The organism is Paraburkholderia sp. BL23I1N1, assembly GCF_003610295.1.
Taxonomy (GTDB): Bacteria; Pseudomonadota; Gammaproteobacteria; order Burkholderiales; family Burkholderiaceae; genus Paraburkholderia.
On record NZ_RAPV01000002.1, the window covers coordinates 666,688 to 685,412 of the forward strand.

General features: G+C 62.1%; 16 protein-coding genes. 2 read left to right on the forward strand and 14 right to left on the reverse strand.

Translation table 11 applies throughout. The features are described 5' to 3' along the window. Nucleotides 1–15 precede the first annotated feature (15 nt). The 4 genes from B0G76_RS35640 to B0G76_RS35655 all read right to left on the reverse strand — a co-directional run bounded on the left by B0G76_RS35640 (nucleotide 16) and on the right by B0G76_RS35655 (nucleotide 4,466). The gene (locus tag B0G76_RS35640) at nucleotides 16–1,224 is read right to left on the reverse strand and encodes an acetyl-CoA C-acetyltransferase (RefSeq protein WP_183082273.1); all 1,209 of its coding nucleotides are present in this window, start codon (nucleotides 1,222–1,224) and stop codon (nucleotides 16–18) included. Next, the gene (can, locus tag B0G76_RS35645; RefSeq protein ID WP_120297451.1) at nucleotides 1,202–1,993 is read right to left on the reverse strand and encodes a carbonate dehydratase; all 792 of its coding nucleotides are present in this window, start codon (nucleotides 1,991–1,993) and stop codon (nucleotides 1,202–1,204) included. Before can ends, B0G76_RS35640 begins: the two co-directional genes overlap by 23 nt. A 113-nt stretch (nucleotides 1,994–2,106) precedes the next feature. After that, on the reverse strand, nucleotides 2,107–3,936 hold the full coding sequence (gene aceK / locus B0G76_RS35650) for a bifunctional isocitrate dehydrogenase kinase/phosphatase (RefSeq protein ID WP_120297452.1): 1,830 nt from the start codon (nucleotides 3,934–3,936) through the stop codon (nucleotides 2,107–2,109). A gap of 122 nt (nucleotides 3,937–4,058) precedes the next feature. Continuing rightward, nucleotides 4,059–4,466, reverse strand: a complete 408-nt coding sequence (locus B0G76_RS35655) for a MerR family DNA-binding transcriptional regulator (RefSeq protein WP_120297453.1) — start codon at nucleotides 4,464–4,466, stop codon at nucleotides 4,059–4,061. A gap of 188 nt (nucleotides 4,467–4,654) precedes the next feature. Between B0G76_RS35655 and B0G76_RS35660 the strand changes: the two genes are divergently transcribed. Beyond that, nucleotides 4,655–5,725 (forward strand): MBL fold metallo-hydrolase, encoded by a 1,071-nt coding sequence (locus B0G76_RS35660; protein ID WP_120298050.1) that lies wholly within the window; start codon nucleotides 4,655–4,657, stop codon nucleotides 5,723–5,725. A gap of 93 nt (nucleotides 5,726–5,818) precedes the next feature. On the opposite strand, the gene B0G76_RS35665 is transcribed toward B0G76_RS35660, so the two are convergent. The 6 genes from B0G76_RS35665 to argS form a co-directional block, all read right to left on the reverse strand. Beyond that, the gene (locus tag B0G76_RS35665) at nucleotides 5,819–7,405 is read right to left on the reverse strand and encodes an ABC transporter substrate-binding protein (protein WP_120297454.1); all 1,587 of its coding nucleotides are present in this window, start codon (nucleotides 7,403–7,405) and stop codon (nucleotides 5,819–5,821) included. Between the two features lie 333 nt (nucleotides 7,406–7,738). After that, nucleotides 7,739–8,572: a helical backbone metal receptor gene (locus B0G76_RS35670; RefSeq protein ID WP_120297455.1), complete on the reverse strand. Its 834-nt coding sequence runs from the start codon at nucleotides 8,570–8,572 to the stop codon at nucleotides 7,739–7,741. A gap of 3 nt (nucleotides 8,573–8,575) precedes the next feature. After that, nucleotides 8,576–9,349, reverse strand: a complete 774-nt coding sequence (locus tag B0G76_RS35675; protein WP_120297456.1) for an SDR family oxidoreductase — start codon at nucleotides 9,347–9,349, stop codon at nucleotides 8,576–8,578. Nucleotides 9,350–9,364: 15 nt separating this feature from the next. After that, on the reverse strand, nucleotides 9,365–10,003 hold the full coding sequence (locus B0G76_RS35680) for a thiol:disulfide interchange protein DsbA/DsbL (protein ID WP_120297457.1): 639 nt from the start codon (nucleotides 10,001–10,003) through the stop codon (nucleotides 9,365–9,367). Between the two features lie 204 nt (nucleotides 10,004–10,207). Continuing rightward, nucleotides 10,208–11,014: an SPOR domain-containing protein gene (locus B0G76_RS35685; RefSeq protein ID WP_120297458.1), complete on the reverse strand. Its 807-nt coding sequence runs from the start codon at nucleotides 11,012–11,014 to the stop codon at nucleotides 10,208–10,210. 61 nt (nucleotides 11,015–11,075) lie between these two features. After that, nucleotides 11,076–12,866 carry an arginine--tRNA ligase gene (argS, locus tag B0G76_RS35690; RefSeq protein ID WP_120297459.1) on the reverse strand — a complete coding sequence of 597 codons (1,791 nt, stop codon included), beginning with the start codon at nucleotides 12,864–12,866 and terminating at the stop codon, nucleotides 11,076–11,078. A 468-nt stretch (nucleotides 12,867–13,334) separates the two neighbouring features. On the opposite strand from argS, the gene B0G76_RS35695 reads away from it, so the two are divergent. Beyond that, entirely contained in the window at nucleotides 13,335–13,661 is a 327-nt protein-coding gene (locus B0G76_RS35695) for a DUF1840 domain-containing protein (RefSeq protein ID WP_120297460.1), read from the forward strand. Nucleotides 13,662–13,807: 146 nt separating this feature from the next. Here the strand turns inward: B0G76_RS35695 and B0G76_RS35700 are convergent, their stop codons facing one another. The 4 genes from B0G76_RS35700 to B0G76_RS35715 all read right to left on the reverse strand — a co-directional run bounded on the left by B0G76_RS35700 (nucleotide 13,808) and on the right by B0G76_RS35715 (nucleotide 18,695). Next, nucleotides 13,808–14,002 (reverse strand): acid-shock protein, encoded by a 195-nt coding sequence (locus B0G76_RS35700; protein WP_120297461.1) that lies wholly within the window; start codon nucleotides 14,000–14,002, stop codon nucleotides 13,808–13,810. Between the two features lie 157 nt (nucleotides 14,003–14,159). Then, nucleotides 14,160–16,877, reverse strand: coding sequence for a methionine synthase (gene metH, locus B0G76_RS35705; protein ID WP_120297462.1), 2,718 nt, complete (start codon nucleotides 16,875–16,877; stop codon nucleotides 14,160–14,162). 4 nt (nucleotides 16,878–16,881) lie between these two features. Continuing rightward, nucleotides 16,882–17,586, reverse strand: coding sequence for a DUF4276 family protein (locus B0G76_RS35710; protein WP_120297463.1), 705 nt, complete (start codon nucleotides 17,584–17,586; stop codon nucleotides 16,882–16,884). After that, nucleotides 17,586–18,695, reverse strand: coding sequence for an AAA family ATPase (locus B0G76_RS35715; protein WP_120297464.1), 1,110 nt, complete (start codon nucleotides 18,693–18,695; stop codon nucleotides 17,586–17,588). The genes B0G76_RS35710 and B0G76_RS35715 overlap by 1 nt, the downstream gene beginning before the upstream one ends. Nucleotides 18,696–18,725 lie beyond the last annotated feature (30 nt).

The window sequence follows — 18,725 nt, forward strand, 5'->3', positions numbered from 1 at the left end:
CTTCGATATAACGCGTTAAACCAGTTCAATGCCCATCGCGGTCGCTTCGCCGCCGCCGATGCACAGCGTCGCGACGCCGCGCTTCAGACCGCGATTTTTCAACGCGCCGATCAGCGTGACGAGAATCCGCGCGCCCGATGCGCCGATCGGATGGCCGAGCGCACAAGCACCGCCGTTCACGTTGACCTTTTCATGCGGCAGATGGTGTTCTTTCATCGCGGCCATCGTGACCACCGCGAACGCCTCGTTGACTTCATACAGGTCCACTTCGTCGGCGCGCCAGCCGTTCTTTTCGAACAGCTTGCGAATCGCGCCGACCGGCGCGGTGGTGAACTTCGCCGGTTCTTGAGCGAAGGTGGAGTGGCCGACCACGCGAGCCAGCGGCTCGACACCGAGACGCTTCGCGGTCGATTCACGCATCATCACGAGCGCGGCGGCGCCGTCGGAAATCGACGACGAGTTTGCCGCCGTCACCGTGCCGGTTTTGCTGAACGCGGGCTTGAGCGTCGGAATCTTGTCGAGGTTCGCCTTGAACGGCTGCTCGTCGTGGTCGATGGTCACGTCGCCCTTGCGGCGTTCCACCTTCACCGGCGCGATTTCCCATGCGAACGAGCCGTCTTCATTCGCGCGCTTCGCACGATTCAGGGACTCGACGGCAAACGCGTCCTGCGCTTCGCGCGTGAAGTCGAACGACGCCGCACATTCCTCGGCGAAGGTACCCATCAACCGGCCTTTTTCGTAGGCGTCTTCGAGTCCGTCGTAGAACATGTGGTCGATCACCTGGCCGTGGCCCATGCGCATGCCGTTACGCGCTTTGGGCAGCAGATACGGCGCATTCGTCATGCTCTCCATGCCGCCCGCCACGATCACGTCGACCGAACCCGCGGCCAGCATATCGTGCGCGAACATTGCCGCGCGCATGCCGGAGCCGCACATCTTGTTGACCGTGGTGCTGCCGGTGGCGAGCGGCAAGCCGGCGCCGAGCGCGGCCTGACGCGCGGGCGCCTGGCCTAGGCCGGCGGGCAGCACGCAACCCATCACCACTTCGTCGATCTGCTCGGGTTTCAACCCGGCGCGTTGTACGGCGGCTTCGATGGCGACCGACCCCAACTGCGGTGCGGTGAGCGAAGCGAAATCGCCCTGAAATGCCGCCATCGGCGTGCGGGCCACGCCGACGATTACGATCGGATCAGCTTTTGTGTCAATCATGCCTGTCTCCTTCATGTTTCAGTTCCTTGATCACACCTTCGACGACTGCCGGAACGTCGCCGAGCTGGGCCGCATCGGCGGCGACCATGTCGTTGTCCGCCTGGTACGCGCCACCGGCCGATACGGCCGCGACGCAGCGCTTGTAGGTTGCATCGAGTGCCGCCGCGTCGCCGATGGTCATGCCGAGGTTGCGCACCTTACCGTCGTGCACGCCGTACACCCAGCCGTGCACGGTCAGTTCCTGGCCGCGTGCCCACGCGTCGTTGATGATGGTGGTCCGGCATACGTTCATGACCTGTTCGATCGCATTCAGTTCGACCAGACGCCGATGGCGTGCCTCACCGAGCGGCCACTCTTCGATCAACGCGGCATGTTTGGTGCGCACGTCCTGCACATGATGCAACCAGTTGTCCGCGAGGCCCACGCGCCGGCCGTGCAGCGCCGCGCCGACGCCCGAGCAGCCATAGTGACCCACCACCATGATGTGCTTGACCTTCAGCAGATCGACGGCGAACTGGATCACCGACAGGCAGTTCAGATCCGTATGCACCACCACGTTGGCGATATTTCTGTGCACGAACACTTCGCCCGGCGGCAGGCCGATGATCTGGTTGGCCGGCACGCGCGAATCGGAACAGCCGATCCACAGATATTCGGGGGTCTGCTGGTGCGCGAGGCGCGAAAAGTACTCCGGATCTTCGGACAGCTTGCGGGCCACCCACGCGTCATTGTTGTCGAACAGATGAGCGAGCGGATTGGCGGCGGGAGAAGCGTTCGTATTCATGGATGAGTCTGGGCGGTTGCTCGACCGATTGACCGGTCGATGTCGTTACATAAGGTTCGGACGATGCATTCAACAATGCGGGCGGGGCGTGAAGGACATGAGACGCATGAAGTTCAAGCCGCGCGCACGGTGCGTTCATCTGCAGGGTTTTCCGCCAGTCCGGACGCCACATCGGCGAATCGTTCCGGATAGCGGATGCAGAAACGCACGCTGCTGTCGTACGGGAAAAAGTCGGGCAGTTCGCCTTTTAATAGATGATCCTTGTGCCGTTGCCACAGCGCCGGATCGAAGAAGTCCGCGTGATGCTGCATGAAGCATCGGCGCACGCGTGGGTCGCCGAGCAAAAACGTGCCGTATGTCTCCGGGAAAATGTCGTGCGGGCCGACCGAATACCACGGCTCGTCCGACATCTCGTCTTCCTCGTTACGTGGCGCCGGCACCGCGCGCACGTTGCATTCCGTCAGGTATTCAATTTCATCGTAGTCGTAGAACACGACGCGGCCATGACGCGTCACGCCGAAGTTCTTGTACAGCATGTCGCCAGGGAAGATGTTCGCCTGCATCAATTCCTTGATCGCATTGCCGTATTCCTTGATGCCGTGATCGATGTCGTCGTCGTTGCCGTTTTGCAGGAACAGATTGAGCGGCACCATGCGGCGTTCGATGTACATGTGTCGAATCACGAGGTTGTCGCCGTCGTATTCGATCAACGAGGGCACTTCCTTTTCGAGTTCGCGCACCAGTCCTTCGTCGAGCCGCGAAATGGGCAGCGCCACGCTCGAATATTCGAGCGTGTCGGCCATGCGGCCCAGGCGGTCATGCCGTTTGACGAGCTGATATTTCCCCTTGATCTGCTCGCGCGTGGTTTCCTTCGGCGGCGGAAAATGGTCTTTGATCAGCTTGAACACGTACGGAAACGACGGTAGCGTGAACACCAGCATCACGAGCCCCTTGATGCCGGGCGCGATGATGAACTGATCGCTCGAATGCTTCAGGTGGTGCAGCAGATCGCGATAGAACAGGTTCTTGCCCTGCTTCTGCAAACCCACGGAGGTATAGATTTCCGCCTTCGGTTTGCCCTGCATGATCGTGCCGAGAAACTCGACGTAAGCGGAGGGCACTTCCATATCGACCAGGAAATACGAATGCGAGAAGCTGAAGATGATCAGCAACTGATCGCGTTTGAGCAGCACCGTATCGAGCGCGAGCACGCCCGGCTTCACATGACGCAACGGCACGGCGAACGGCAACAGCAGATCGCCGTTGATGATCCGTCCAACGATATACGCCGACTTGTTCCGATAGAACAGCGACGAGAGCACGTGAATCTGGAAGTTCGGCGCTTCGTCGAACACGCCGAACGCGTCCTGGATCGCCTGCATCACGCACGCGACGTCGCGTGTCAGGTCCTCAAACGGCGGTTCCAGCTGGAAGTTCGTGACGATGCGTTCGAGCGTCGCGGCAAGCCCATCCTTGCCGGGGTAATACGCACGATAGGTCGGCTTCGCCGCCGGTTCGTCATTCTCGATATATTCGGTCGAGATCGCCGGGCGCACGAAAATGAAGTCGTTGTTGAAATACGAGCGGTGCAGGATCTTGCAGCAGACCGAATTGAAGAACGTCTCCGCGCACTCGGGCTGGCGGTGGGTGGTGAGGAGGCCGATGTAGTGCAGCTTGATCTGCTGCCACACTTCGTCGTCGATATTCTCGGCGTCGTATTCGTCTTCGAGCAATTCGACGCATTCCTCGACGCGGTCGTCGTACGAGGTAATGCGCTCTCGCGCCAGCGTTTGCAGGCCATGCCAGTCGCCCGCTTCGAAGAGCGATTTGGCGTGGATCGCGGCGTCGCGGAAAATCCGGTAGTGCCGATCGAATCCTTCGAGCATCGTCTGCGCGACGTCAAAGCCGATCTGTGACGACAACAGTTTGGGGAAGTGATTCATGTCGACCGTGCATTCATCCCATGTCGTGAAGTCACCCGTGATTGTATCGTCCGGGTGGGCCCTCGACGCATTGCGCCGCTCTCCGCGCCTCTTTCCACGTTTCTTTCCGTGCCTCTTTCCGCTCAGGCAGACCGGGTTTCTTCGCGTGCACCGCTCTCCAGCAACGCGCGCGCCTGGGATTCGTATTGCGCGAGGTCTTCGAGCGTCGCGTTCAGATCCTCCAGTTGACGTTCGAGCACATCGCGATGACGCGCCACCGTGGCAAGAAAGGCGTGCAATTGCGGCACGGTATCGGTTGGCGACTCATAGACGTCGAGCAGATCGCGGATTTCCGACAGCGTAAAGCCGAGCCGCTTGCCGCGCAGCGTGAGCTTCAGACGAGTTCGGTCGCGGCCCGAATAGACGCGCCTCAGACCGCTCGAACCCTCGCGGCTGGGTGAGAGTAAACCCTGATCTTCGTAAAAACGGATTGCCCGCGGCGTGACGTCGAATTCCCGTGCGAGCTCGGTGATCGTGTATTGCGTGTTCATCGGGGCGTCCCGTAACCGGGCGGAAAATCGGATTGAACGATAGAATCGACGTTTACGTTATCGTCAACTTGATCGAAACGCAACTACGGCGCAATACGGCACGGGTATGTCCCGACCCGGCCGCAACCACGCTTTCCGGCATCGCATACCTCGCCATGCCGGACGGCCGACGGAGGAAGACAACCGCAATGAATGCACTCGAACATCAACTCGACTACCCGTTCAACGACACCTTGCCCGAAGCGGGCCATGCGATGGAAGTTGCGCCCGGCGTGTTCTGGCTGCGCATGCCGCTGCCGTTCGCCCTCGATCACATCAATCTGTGGCTGCTACGCGATGAGATCGACGGTCAGCAAGGCTGGACGGTCGTCGACTGCGGCATTGCGTCGGACACGATCAAGGAGAACTGGGAGAAAGTGTTCGACTCCATGCTCGACGGCCTGCCGGTGCTGCGCGTGATCGTCACGCATTGCCATCCGGACCACATCGGCCTCGCGCACTGGCTCTGCGCCGGCGGCGACAAAAAGCGCTGGGACGTGCGGTTGTGGATGACGCTCGGCGAATACATGCAGGCACGCGTGATGGCGGCCGGCGGTGGTTCGAATGCGGGCGGCGAGGGCGCGGCGCGGCACTTTGCGCGGCATGGTCTGAACGATGAGGCGTCGCTCGAAAAGCTGCGCAATCGCACGAGCTATTACTCGAGCCTCGTACCGGCGATTCCCGGTCAATACCGCCGCCTGCGTGAAGCCGACGGCGTGAAGATCGGCGGCAAGACGTGGCGTGTGGTGACCGGCTTCGGCCATTCGCCGGAGCACTGCGCATTGCTTTGCGAAGAGACGGGCACGCTGATTTCCGGCGACATGGTGCTGCCGCGCATTTCGACGAACGTTTCGGTGTTCGACATGGAGCCGGAAAGCACGCCGCTCGCGCTGTATCTGGAATCGCTCGGCCGCTACGAGACGATGCCCGAAGACACGCTCGTGCTGCCCTCGCATGGCAAGCCGTTTCGCGGCGTGCGCACGCGCATCAGGCAATTGCGTGAGCATCATGACGCGCGTCTGGCTGAAGTGCGCGAGGCCTGTGCGGAGAAGCCGCAGAGCGCCGCGGATATCGTGCCGCTGATGTTCAAGCGCCAGCTCGACATCCACCAGATGACGTTCGCGATGGGCGAAGCGCTGGCGCACTTGCATCTGCTGTGGCTCGCGGGCGAGTTGAAGCGGACACAGGATGCGGATGGGGTGATCCGGTTTTCGGCTTGATCGAGTCGCCAGGTCGATACGACGATACGTCGATAAAAAAGCCCGATTGCGCAAGCAATCGGGCTTTTTTTATTCAAGCGGCGTAGCAGAAGCTTACTGCACGGCCACCGTGCCAAAGTTCTGCCGTCCGAACGGACTCACGTGATAGCCGCTCACATTCGTGCGCGTGATGGCCGCTGCCGTTGGGTAGCCCAACGGAATCCACAGCGCCTGATCGTGGATGATCTGCTGTGCCTGTTCATACGCCTTCGCACGTTTGGCCTGATCGGGCGTTGTCTTGCCGTCTGCGATCAGCTTGTCCAGATCCTGATCGCAGAAGCGCGCGAAATTGATCCCTGACTTCACCGCATTGCAACTGAAGAGGGGCGACAGATAGTTGTCCGGATCGCCGTTATCGCCGGCCCAGCCCATGAACAGCGTGTCATGCTGGCCAAGCTTTGCCTGCTTGATCAACTCGCCCCATTCGATCACCTTCACATCCGCCTTCACGCCGATCTTCGCGAAGTCGGCTTGCAGCAGCTCGGCGCCGGCCTTCGGATTCGGGTTCAGTACGCTGCCGTTCGGACGCACCCAGATCGTCGTTTCGAAGCCGTTCGGATAGCCCGCGTCCGCGAGCAGCTTCTTCGCCTTCGCCGGATCGTATGGCCACGCCTTCACGGCCTTGTCGTAGCTCCACGTGTTAGGCGGATACGGATTGACGGCCGGGGTCGCGGTGTTGTCGAAGATCGCCTTCAGATAGGTGGTGCGGTCGAACGCCATGTTCAGCGCGGCGCGCACCTTCTGGTTGTCGAGCGGCTTTTTCTGCGTGTTCAGTGCGACGAAGGCGGTCATGAAGGCCGGTGTCTGCACGATGGCGAGCGACTTGTCGTCTTTCGCTTCGGCGAGATCCTGTGGCTTCGGCGACAGTGCGATCTGGCATTCACCCGCTTTCACCTTTTGCGCGCGCACCGTGGCGTCCGGCGTGATCGCGTAGATCAGGCGGTCGACCTTCGGTTTCGCGCCCCAGTACGTCGGGTTCACGTCGTAACGGATCACCGCGTCTTTGGTGTAGCTCTTCAATACGAACGGACCGGTGCCGATCGGCTTCGAATTCAGGTCAACCTGTTTGCCGGCCTTGAGCAGCTGGTCGGCGTATTCAGCCGAATAGATCGAGGCGAAACCCATTGTCAGGATCGACACGAAGGTCGCGTCCGGCGCGTTCAGTTCGAACTTGACAGTGTTGTCGTCAACCTTGCTGACCGACTTGATGAGCTTCGGCAAGCCCATCGATTGCGCATGCGGAAAGCCGCTCGCGCCCGCCACCTTGTGCCACGGATTGCCGTCGTCGAGCATGCGGTTAAACGTGAAGACGACGTCATCGGCATTCAGCGGTCGGGTGGGCTTGAAGTAGTCGGTCGTCTGGAACTGCACGTTCGGGCGCAGATGGAACGTGTAGGTGAGGCCGTCGGCGCTCACGTCCCACTTGTCGGCCAGCGAAGGCTCGACTTTCTTCGCGGCCTCGTCGTACGAGACCAGCGAATTGAAGATCACATCGGCCGACGCATTGGTCGTGACGAGCGAATTGAACTGCACGACATCGAAGCCGTCGGGGCTCGACTCGGTGCAGACGGTCAGCGGTTTGGCGAGCACGAGCGCGGGCGCCGTGAACAGTACGGCGGCTGCGAGCAGTTTGAAGCGCATAGGATCTCCCATAACAAGCGCAGTCAGGCAGTGCGTCTGGTTGTGTTTATGTTCCGGTGACGGGGGACGGCCGGCGACGGGCGACCCACCCTCTTTATTCTGATACGTTTCCGGCGCTGGCGCATGGCCTAAGTGTGGCAGCCCGTGCGCGGCTCGGCCTTCGCGAAAGCTTATCGAAGGGTGGTTGCGACGACAACAACTTAATCCGCATATCCATATGGACGGCGAGAATCGGTGCGCAAGCACGTGGCCCGGCGCGCTGGCTTTGCCGGGAGTTGGCTCCAGGCGGCGTTACCCGGCGAGGTGGCCTTGGCTCTGCGCTGCCGCTCAAGCTTACGACGCGGCCGCGCGCCCAAGCAGATAGGCAATGCCGTCAATCGCGCGCACGCCGTACCACGAGACCTGCTCGCCGTCGATCAATTCGATGCGCTTGCCGGCGAGCCGCGGATCGCGTTTCAGCGCGTCGCAGTGCGTTTGTGTGAAGCGATACGGTTCACTGGAGAGCAGGATACGGTCGACGTTGTCGAGCCACGGCGCATGCTCGAAATCGAACCTGGGATAGCGCCAGGCACCTGCCGCTCCGCCTTGCACGTCGGGCAGCGTCTGCCAGTTCACGAGCCGCAGCATCGCGGCGATGTACGTATCGCGCGCGACGGTCATCCATGGTTCGCGCCAGATCAGGTACAGCACGTTTTGCTCGGGAAACGTCAGCGCGGCGGCCTCGTGCAGTCGCGCTTCGAGCGCTTCACTCAAGCGTTGCGCTTCCTGCTCGCGGTTGAAGATGGCGCCCAGCAGCGCGTACAGCGGGAGATTGTCCCGCGGCGTCTGCGGATGGGTGACGACGATATGCGACACGAACGCGCGCAACTGCTCGACGGTATCGCGCTCGTTTTCGTCGATATTGACGATCAGATGGGTGGGCCGTAACGCTCGAATCGCGTCGACATTCACGGCCTTGGTGCCGCCGACTTTGCGCACCTGCCGCACCTTGTCACGCGGATGCACGCAAAAACCGGTGCGCCCCACGATCTGACTGTCGAGCCCCAAAGCGAACAGCAATTCGGTGATGCTCGGTACGAGCGAGACGATGCGGGTATCGGCGCCGGACGCGTTGGCGCCCCACATTTCGTGCGCGACGCCGGCTGCATCGACCGCACGCGGCTGCATGATTTACTCGGTGACGGCGCGGGGCTTGCGCGGCGCGCGTTCGAAGACGAGGTCGTAAACCCGGCGCGGCAGCACATGCAGCAGCATCGCCACGACGCGCATCTGCCACGGGAACACCGCGAAGCGCGTCTGCCGTTCGACCGCGCCCGCGACCTTCACGGCGAAGCGGTCCGCGTCCATCAGGAACGGCATGCTGTACGGGTTGTGCTCGGTCATCGGCGTGCGGACATAGCCGGGCGCGATGGTGACCACGCCGACGCCTAGCGGACGCATCTCGACGCGCAACGCCTCGAGATACTTGAGCGCGGCTGACTTCGACGCGCTGTACGCGCCCGACCCCGGCAAGCCACGCACGCCGGCGACGCTGGCGATCCCAACCAGCGTGCCTTTCTTCGCGACGACCATGGCGGCGGCGAACGGCTCGAAAGTGGCGACCATGCCGAAGTAATTGACATCCATGACTTCGCGGAAGGTGCGCAGATCGCCGTGCCCGGTGAGCGCGCCGCGGCTGATGCCGGCATTGGCGATCACGACGTCCGGCAAGCCGTGCTGCGCAATGAACTGCGCGGCCGCGTCGGCGAGCGCCTCGGCGTCGCGGACGTCGACGGAATAAGTGGAGATGGAATTCTGCGGATGGGACTGCTGGAAGGCGGCGAGCGCCTCGCCGCGGCGGGCAACCAGGCCGAGAATCGCGCCGCGCCGCGCATATTCGGCGGCGAGCGCGAGGCCGATGCCACTCGAGGCGCCGGTAATGAAAACCTTCAGGGGTGAACTCATTCCGGCGCCTCGGCTTTACATCTTCTTGGCGCGGACCTGCTGCACCAGGTAGTCGAGCACCTGGATCGTGCCCGGCAGGCTGTTGGTCGCGGCCGGGCCGGTTTCATACTTGCCCTGCACGGCCAGCGTCGGCACGCCGTCGATCTTGTAGTCTTCCATCAGCTTCTTGTCTTTTTGCAACGCGCTTTGCGTCGAGAACGAGTTGTACGCGTCCATGTACTTCTTCGGATCGACGCCGTTCTTCGCGAGGAATTTGGCCTGGTCTTCCGGCGTCAGCAGGTAGTTCTTGTTGACGTGAATTTCATTGAAAACCTTCGGCGTGAGCTGTTGCTGCAGGCCGAGTGCGTCGAGCGCGTGATACATCTTCGAGTGCGGAATGAAGTCGTCGCGGAAGGCAACCGGCACGCGCTTGAACACCACGTCCGGACCTTGCTTCTTCACCCACGCTTCGAGGTACGGGTTGAATTCATTGCAGTGCGGGCAGCCGTACCAGAAGAATTCGGTGACTTCGATCTTGCCGGCCGGCTCATCGGTAGGTTGGGGCGTGGACAACACGGTGTAGTCCTTGCCCGAAACCGGTGCGGCCGGCGATGCTTGCGCCGTGGCGGCAACCAGGCCCAGCGAAAGGAACAGAATGCTCAGCAGTTTTTTCATGTTGTGTTGATCCAGGTAGGCGGTAAAGCGGTGGCGCCACGCAAATGCCCGTCACCGTTTTCAATGTCGGCGTTAGACGCTCTTGTCGTCCGTTGTGCTTGTCGGTTCTGCTTGTCGGTTTTGCTTGTGACCCGCGCCGCACGCCGATAGTTCGGCGGCGGCGCGTTCCGGCAAATCGCCGATTGTTGTTTGCTTATTGCTCGCTTATTGCTTCGTAAAGCGGATCACGGCTGTATCCACGCCCGCGTCGGACAGACGCTGACGGCTCGAATTCATGTCTTCGAACTTCGAGAACGGCCCGATCCGCACACGGTAGTACGTCACGCCGCCAGCATCGCGCTGCGTGACCTTCGATTCGAAGCCCTGGAAGGCGAGACGCGCACGCTGCTGCTCGGCGTCGGCCGAGGTCTTGTAGGCGCCCACTTGCAGGAAGTAGCCCGTGTTCGCGTCAGCCGGCGCCGCACCCGAACCCGGCTTGGCGTTGGCAGCCGTGGCGGGCGTCGTGCTCTTCGGCGCCGAGCCTGCCGCGGTGGCGGCCGGAACGCTTGCGCCTTGCTGCTTCTTCGCCGTTGCGGCGGCCGTGCCGTTATCCTGCGCGGGCTTCGGTGCGACTGCCGTGCCGTTCGCGGTTCCGCTCGCGGGCGGAACTTCGACGATCTGCGGTTCTTCCAGCATGCCGGACTGCGTCTGCGAATTGGTCTGGCCCGGCGCGGTGTTCGGCGGCGCCGGTTGCGCGGCTTGCGGCACCGGCTGCCCCGGTGTCTTGCCTTGCAACGGACGGTTCGGGTCGTACTGCTGCGCCTGGCTCGCGCCGGTGTCGGTTGCCGCGGGCGGCGCCACCTTCGAGACGAACGGCGTAGGCGCACGGGTGATATACAGCGCCACCACTACCGCGATCGCGAGACCGACGATCAGGCCCAGCACGATGCCGAGAAAAGTCCCCCCGGTTTGTTTCGATTGCGATTGCTTTGTTGTGCGGCGTGGTTTTGCCATCGTATGAATCACCTGCAAAAAGAATCCTGGAACGGCCGTCGATTATAACGACGGCCGCGTGCATGTTGCGCCGGAGGACTTACATCTTGACGGGAGCGGAGACGCCGATCGTCGCGAGACCGTTCGCCAGCACCTGACGCGTGGCGGCGAGCAGCGCGACGCGCGCATTGCGCTCGGCAGCGTCGTCGACCAGCACGCGTTCGGCTCTGTCATTGTAGAACGAGTGGAATTCCCCGGCGAGGTCGCGCAGATAGAACGCGACCGCGTGCGGCGCGAGTTCGTCGGCGGCGTGTTGCAGCATGTCGGGGAACTCGGCGAGCTTGTTCAGCAAGGCCATGGCGCGCTCGCTGGTGAGCGGCGAGACGTCCATCTGCGCCAGCGTGCTTTCGTCCGTGCTGTAGCGCGCCTTGCATTCGGCGATGACCGAGCAGATCCGCGCATGCGCATACTGCACGTAGTGCACCGGATTTTCGTCGTTTTGCTTCAACGCCAGGTCGATGTCGAACACGAATTCCGTATCCGCCTTGCGCGAAATCAGGAAGAAGCGCACGGCGTCGCGGCCGCGGCGAATTGTCTCTTCGTCGATCAGGTCGACGGCGGCTTCCGAGCCCGGCGTCGCGCCCCCCGACCATTCGATCAGGTCGCGCACCGTCACATAGCTGCCGGCGCGCTTCGAGATCTTCACCTCTTCGCCGTTGCGCATTACCGTGACCATCTTGTGCAGGATGTAGTCGGGATAGCCCTTCGGAATGCCGACGCCGAGACCTTGCAGGCCGGCGCGCACGCGCGCGATCGTGCCGTGGTGGTCCGAGCCCTGAACGTTGATGACTTTGGTGAAGCCGCGCTCCCACTTGGCGACGTGATAGGCGACGTCCGGCACGAAGTACGTGTAGGTGCCGTCGGTCTTGCGCATCACGCGGTCTTTGTCGTCGCCGTCATCCGTAGTGCGCAGCCACAGCGCGCCTTCCTGTTCGTAGGTCTTGCCGGCGGCGATCAGCGCCTCGACCGTTTTCTCGACCCGGCCTTCCTTGTACAGCGACGACTCCAGGTAGTACTGGTCGAACTTCACGCCGAACGCCTGCAGGTCCATGTCCTGCTCGCGGCGCAGATACGTAACCGCGAAGCGGCGGATCGCGTCGAGGTCTTCGACGTCGGCCGCGCCCGTGACGGGCTCGCCGTCGCTCGCGGCAACGGTGACGCCATTCAGATAGTCTTTGGCGATGTCGGCGATGTACTCGCCGTTGTACGCCGAGGCCGGCCAGCCTGCGTCGCCCGGGGCAATGCCGCGGGCACGCGCCTGGGTCGACACGGCGAGCGTGTGAATCTGCACACCGGCGTCGTTGTAATAAAACTCGCGGTGCACGTCATAGCCTTGCGAGGCCAGCACGTTCGAAAGCGCGTCGCCGAGCGCGGCCTGCCGGCCGTGGCCGACGTGCAGCGGGCCGGTTGGGTTGGCCGAGACGAATTCGATCAGCACGTGCTTGCCCGCGTCGCGCTGCGAGCGGCCGAAGGCCCCTTGCTCCGCGAACACGGCGGCGATCACCGCCTGCTTGGCGGCGGGCGCGAGGCGCAGGTTGATGAAGCCGGGGCCGGCAACTTCGGCGGCTTCCACGAGACCCTTGGCCCGCGGCTGCGCGAGCAGCGCGTCGACGATCTGTTGCGCCAGCTGGCGCGGGTTGGCGCGCAGCGGCTTGGCGAGTTGCATCGCCACGTTGCAGGCGACGTCGCCGTGCGCGGCCACCTTGGGACGCTCCAGTGTGATCGTGGGCGAGACGAAGGCGGCTTCGCTCGCGCCCTGGGTTGCGTCGGCAACCTGCTTCACCGTGTCGGCGAGCAGTGTTTCGAGAGTATGTTTATGTGCAGGCAGCATGCTTGTTGCGAGTCCAGTGAGGCAATCCGGTGATGCGGAAGAAGCGGCGGCCGCGCGCGAAGCGCAGCCGATTCGTCAGAAGCGGGGAAAGCGGCGATGCACCGGCCGGCACGCGCCGGGCACATCGGGGCGCCATCAGGCACCATCGGGCACCATCAGGCACGTCGCGTGCAGCGCGGTTAGTGCGGTGCGTGGCGGCATGCCGAGGCGCGTGCAAGTGCGGCCTGGCGCGGCGACAGGCGGTTGCGGCCAACCGGCCCAGCCATGCCGCCTGTGCAACGCCGCGCGCGGCGCATTGCGGCGCGCTTTTCCGTCCAGACGGATTTTAGCAGGTGCTAATATGTTCAATGAGATGCCCACCAAGGGCCGTGGCCGCCGTGCCTGATCGGCGTGTCAACGTAGCGCGCGCCGGCGGCGAATGTGGAGCTGCCCACGCGTCGATCCAACATAACGAAAAAGGGAACAGTCATGCTGATTACTTTCAAATGTCGCGCTGCGCCGGACGTGATGATGCTGGAAAATCTCGCTCAGTACCTGGTCGGCATTGTCGGCAAGCGCCTGGGTGAGCGCGGTGTCATCACCCACGACGAACTGAGCGTCGCGATCTCGAAACTCGAATCGGCCATCCATACCGACAAACAGGAACGTGCCGAGCACGAGGGCCATTTCCACGAAGGCGAAGACGGCCACGAACATCATGAGATTCCGCCGGGACTCGCCCAGCGCGCGTATCCGTTCCTCGACATGCTGCGCGCCGCGCAGAAGGAAAACGCGGATATCGTCTGGGGTCTCTGATTCCGGAGCGCTGCGCCGGTAGTGGCGTTTCGCAGCGCCTCGCGGCGCGGCGCAGGCTGTGACGCACCAATGAAAAGAGCCCGCATCAGCGGGCTCTTTGTCTTTCACGGGCCTTAACCTTAGCGGGGCCCGTTTGCCGAACCTGCTTACTGGCTGGCGGCATCCGCCGGTGCAGCCATTGGCGCCGACGCACCCTTTTTCATTTTTTGCTTCTTGGGCTTCTTGACGTGTTTTTCCGTAGGCGGCGAATAGGAACTGACCGAGCTGGCGGGCTGGGCCAGCGCCACCGAGGCGCCTGCGGCGAGGGAAACAGCAGTCAATAACAGCGTCAGCTTTTTCATACGATTCTCTCCGTTGACGATTGCAATTTGATAGGCCGACGCGTTTTGGCCGCGTCTGGCGGGTTGAAGCTATTTCAGTCTACAAAGCCGAAATTTGCACTGCCGCAAATATTCAGCCTAGCGAGCCCGATATAGTAGGCTTCCCGCCCCGCAAGGCTTACAGCAAAGGCGCGAGAGCCCGTTCGGCGTCTGTTTTCGACAACGACATGCGTTTTGCGTAGTCTTCCAGCTGGTCCTGGCCGATCTTGCCGACCGAGAAATAGGTGCTGTCCGGGTGGGCCAGATAGAAGCCGGAGACGCTCGCCGCCGGCAGCATGGCCAGCGATTCGGTTACGCTCATGCCGATTTCAGTGGCTTGCAGCACGTCGAACATGTCGCTTTTCACGAGGTGGTCCGGGCAGGCCGGGTAGCCCGGCGCCGGGCGGATGCCGTGGTACTTTTCGGCGATCAGGTCGTCGTTCGACAGGGTTTCGGTGTTCGCATAGCCCCAGAGATCGCGGCGCACGCGGGCATGCATCGCTTCGGCAAAGGCTTCGGCGAAGCGGTCGGCGAGCGCCTTCAGCATGATCGCGCTGTAGTCGTCGTGATCCTTTTCGAACTGCTTTTCCTTCACGTCGACGCCCAGACCCGCCGTGACCGCGAACATGCCGATGTAGTCGGCCACGCCCGAATCCTTCGGTGCGATGAAGTCGGCGAGCGAGCGGTTGGGGCGCATCACGCCGTCCACCACCGGCCGCACGCTTTGCTGGCGCAGATTGCGCCACGTGAGCGCCACTTCCGAGCGCGATTCGTCCGTGTAGATCTCGATGTCGTCGTCGTTCACCGTGTTGGCCGGCAGCAGCGCGATTACGCCGTTGGCCTGCAGCCAGCGGCCCTGGATCAGGCGCGCAAGCATCGACTTGCCGTCCGAGAACACGCGGCGAGCCGATTCGCCGACGATCTCGTCGTTCAGGATCGCCGGGTACGGGCCGGCCAGGTCCCAGGTCTGGAAGAACGGACCCCAGTCGATGTAGTTCGCCAGCTCGCTCAAGTCGAAGTTCTTGAATACGCGGCGGCCGATGAACTTCGGCTTGACCGGCTGGTAGCCGGCCCAATCGACCTTGGTCTTGTTCGCGCGGGCTTCGGCGAGCGTGACCATCGGCAGGGCTTTCTTGTTGGCGTGCTGGTCGCGGATACGGTCGTAGTCGGCCTTCAGTTCGTCGACGTACTTCGCCGCGCCTTCATCGGACAGCAGGCTCGAGGCCACGGAGACCGAGCGCGATGCGTCCGGCACGTACACCACCGGGCCTTCGTAATGCGGCGCGATCTTCACGGCGGTATGCACGCGCGAGGTGGTCGCGCCGCCGATCAGCAGCGGGATCTTCTTCACGCGGAAGTAGTCGTCGCGCTGCATTTCCGAGGCAACGTAGGCCATCTCTTCGAGGCTAGGCGTAATCAATCCGGACAAGCCGATGATGTCCGCGCCCTCGACTTTTGCCTTGGCGAGAATGTCGTTGCACGACACCATCACGCCCATGTTGACCACTTCGAAGTTATTGCACTGAAGTACCACCGAAACGATGTTCTTGCCGATGTCGTGCACGTCGCCCTTCACCGTGGCGATGACGATCTTGCCCTTCGCGCGCACGTCGGCGCCGGCTTCGGCCATCAGCTTCTTTTCTTCTTCGATGTACGGGATCAGATGCGCGACCGCCTGCTTCATCACGCGCGCCGACTTCACGACCTGCGGCAGGAACATCTTGCCCTGACCGAACAGGTCGCCGACGACATTCATGCCGTCCATCAGCGGGCCTTCGATCACGTTGATCGGACGGCCGCCGGCTGCGGTGATCTTGGCGCGCACTTCCTCGGTGTCTTCAACGATGAAGTTGGTGATGCCGAGCACGAGCGCATGCGCGAGCCGCTGCTCGACCGGCTGGTTACGCCATTCGAGGTTTTCTTCCTTCTTTGCCGCGCCGGTCTTGAACTTGTCGGCGATTTCCAGCAGGCGGTCGGTGCCGTCTTCGCGACGGTTCAACACCACGTCCTCAACGCGCTCGCGCAACTCCGGATCGAGGTCGGCATACACGCCGAGCTGGCCCGCGTTGACGATGCCCATGTCCATCCCCGCCTGGATCGCGTGATAGAGGAACACGGTGTGGATCGCCTCGCGCACCGGATCGTTGCCGCGGAACGAGAACGATACGTTCGACACGCCGCCGCTGATCTTCGCGTACGGCAGGTTTTCCTTGATCCAGCGCGTGGCGTTGATGAAGTCGACCGCGTAGTTGTTGTGTTCTTCGATGCCGGTGGCAATCGCGAAAATGTTCGGATCGAAGATGATGTCTTCCGGCGGGAAGCCGACTTCTTTCACGAGGAAATCGTAGGAGCGCTTGCAGATCTCGGTCTTGCGCTGGTACGTGTCGGCCTGGCCTTTTTCGTCGAAGGCCATCACAACAGCGGCCGCGCCGTAGCGGCGAATCAGGTTCGCATGATGGCGGAACGCTTCTTCCCCCTCTTTCAGCGAGATCGAGTTGACGATCGCCTTGCCTTGCACGCACTTCAGACCGGCTTCGATCACCTCCCACTTCGACGAGTCGATCATGATCGGCACGCGCGCGATGTCCGGCTCCGAGGCGATCAGATTCATGAAGCGGACCATCGCCGCTTTCGAATCGAGCATGGCCTCATCCATGTTGACGTCGATGATCTGCGCGCCGTTTTCGACCTGCTGCCGCGCGACCGCGATCGCGTCGTCGAACTGGTCGTTCAGGATCATTCGCGCGAACGCCTTCGAACCGGTCACGTTGGTACGCTCACCGACGTTGATGAAGAGCGTCCCGGACGTGACGTTGAACGGCTCGAGGCCGGAAAGGCGCATGGTGTGATCGGTCATGGCGTTAACTCGTATATTCAATGTTTGGTTGCTGCGCCTGTAGCGCAGGCAGCTTCACGATGCGGTCGTACCATTGGCGGAAATGCGGGCATTGCTCGCGAATCCTGTCGAGACCAATGCGAGCGGCAGCGACGGGGCCGTGTCGGACCTTGCGATAGCGCGGCTGCAATTGTTCAAGACGCTTCGAAGGCGCGGTTTGTGGCGAATCGTTGATCCATTCGGGATCGTCGACGGCGGCTCGCGCTGCAATCAGCGGTGCGCTTTGTTCCTGCCAGCCGGGCTCGACGTCGCATAGCGAGGCGATGTCCGAAAATAGCAGCGATTCGAATTCGTGCGGCTGGACGTGAGGAATGAAGCGTTCCGGGCGGCAATCAGCGAAGGCGACGACGTCTTCGTGCATCAGTTTTCCGATGCTGGCCGCGCGTGCGGCTGGCGTCAGGCCCTTGGTTTCCGCGACTCCGCGAAACGTCTTGTCCAGCCCATACAGATCGAACAGCGTCGTGACGTAGGTGTCGGAGCGCTGGCGCAGCGTATGGCCGATGAATTTGCGCGCGCGTTCCAGGCTGAGCGCGCCGCCGCGCTGCTCACGTGATGTGTTGATGAGGCGTGCGCTGGCGTAGACGTGGTTCGCGCTGAGTGCTGGCGCGAGCACATCGCGTACAAAGGTTTCCTCGGTCTGGCCCTCGCCGACGACGATCGATTCAACCATTACGCCGGCCTCCCGCCCAACACGTTCTGTTTCCAGAGGTCGCCTAACGAGTAGTTGCCGAGCCAGTCTTGCAATTGGGTGGCGTCGAGGCGATGGAAGGTTGACGCGTTGTCTTTGCGGTCGACCACGATCACGTCTTCCGGGTCTAGCCGATTCAGCAGTTCGACGGATTGCGGTGAGACGATCAATTGCTTTTGCTCTGAGGCGCGCTTCAGCAGGTCGGCGAGGAGATTGATCGCGTACGGGTGCAGGCCGAGTTCGGGTTCGTCTATCAAAATCGTCGCGGGCATCAGGTCCCACTGCTGGAGGAGAAGCGTGCTCAGACAGATGAAGCGCAGCGTGCCGTCCGACAATGCGTGCGCAGTCAACGGCGTATCAGGGTCGCCACGTTCGGTCCATTCGAGTTGCATCTTCGAACTTGGGCCGGCGCGAAAAATGAATTCATCGAAGAACGGTGCGACGAGACGGATCGTTTCGACTATCTGGCGGTAGCTGTCGGCGTGCTCGGCTTTGAGCATGCGCAGGTATGCGGCAAGGTTGGCGCCGTCGGCCTTGAAGCGAAGCGTGTCGTTCGAGGCGTGCAACTGCTTGACCTTGGCATTTTCGCCCGTGTCGTGGAAGTGGTAGACACGGGTGCTGTCGAGGACGGCGGCGTATAGGGGCAGGTAAGCGTTGAGAAACGGCTTCAGCGAAGACTCTGGCACTCCACTGCTTCTGCCGGACAGATCTCTCATCGCGCCGTCTGTTCCGTAATCCAACACCTCTTCGGAAAAGGTCACGCGGTTGTCGTTGGTTGCAGTCACGCGAACACGATAGCAATTGCGTTCGTCGGCCTCGTAGGTGTGGTGATCGCCAAAATGTAATGCGATGCTGATCTCGTCGGTCGTCTTTCGCGAAAAATGCAGCAATGCATCCGGTCCACCTTGCTGCTGCACGTACAACTGAAAGCGCCCTTCGTACATCTCCGCCAGCATCCGAAACAAACCAATAAAGTTCGACTTCCCCGCGCCATTGGCGCCAATCAACACGTTGAGATTGCGCAACTCGAAGTCACGCAACTCACGTATCGATTTGAAACCCGCAATTGTCAGTTTGGTGACGCCAGCCATCGATCGATCCCCGTCCAGGTACGCGCCGCG

Coding starts and splice junctions, on each gene's coding strand:
- B0G76_RS35640 (WP_183082273.1), bottom strand. CDS start 1,224: ATGAAGGAGACAGGCATGATTGACACAAAAGCTGATCCGATCGTAATC.
- can (WP_120297451.1), bottom strand. CDS start 1,993: ATGAATACGAACGCTTCTCCCGCCGCCAATCCGCTCGCTCATCTGTTC.
- aceK (WP_120297452.1), bottom strand. CDS start 3,936: ATGAATCACTTCCCCAAACTGTTGTCGTCACAGATCGGCTTTGACGTC.
- B0G76_RS35655 (WP_120297453.1), bottom strand. CDS start 4,466: ATGAACACGCAATACACGATCACCGAGCTCGCACGGGAATTCGACGTC.
- B0G76_RS35660 (WP_120298050.1), top strand. CDS start 4,655: ATGAATGCACTCGAACATCAACTCGACTACCCGTTCAACGACACCTTG.
- B0G76_RS35665 (WP_120297454.1), bottom strand. CDS start 7,405: ATGCGCTTCAAACTGCTCGCAGCCGCCGTACTGTTCACGGCGCCCGCG.
- B0G76_RS35670 (WP_120297455.1), bottom strand. CDS start 8,572: ATGCAGCCGCGTGCGGTCGATGCAGCCGGCGTCGCGCACGAAATGTGG.
- B0G76_RS35675 (WP_120297456.1), bottom strand. CDS start 9,349: ATGAGTTCACCCCTGAAGGTTTTCATTACCGGCGCCTCGAGTGGCATC.
- B0G76_RS35680 (WP_120297457.1), bottom strand. CDS start 10,003: ATGAAAAAACTGCTGAGCATTCTGTTCCTTTCGCTGGGCCTGGTTGCC.
- argS (WP_120297459.1), bottom strand. CDS start 12,866: ATGCTGCCTGCACATAAACATACTCTCGAAACACTGCTCGCCGACACG.
- B0G76_RS35695 (WP_120297460.1), top strand. CDS start 13,335: ATGCTGATTACTTTCAAATGTCGCGCTGCGCCGGACGTGATGATGCTG.
- B0G76_RS35700 (WP_120297461.1), bottom strand. CDS start 14,002: ATGAAAAAGCTGACGCTGTTATTGACTGCTGTTTCCCTCGCCGCAGGC.
- metH (WP_120297462.1), bottom strand. CDS start 16,877: ATGACCGATCACACCATGCGCCTTTCCGGCCTCGAGCCGTTCAACGTC.
- B0G76_RS35710 (WP_120297463.1), bottom strand. CDS start 17,586: ATGGTTGAATCGATCGTCGTCGGCGAGGGCCAGACCGAGGAAACCTTT.
- B0G76_RS35715 (WP_120297464.1), bottom strand. CDS start 18,695: ATGGCTGGCGTCACCAAACTGACAATTGCGGGTTTCAAATCGATACGT.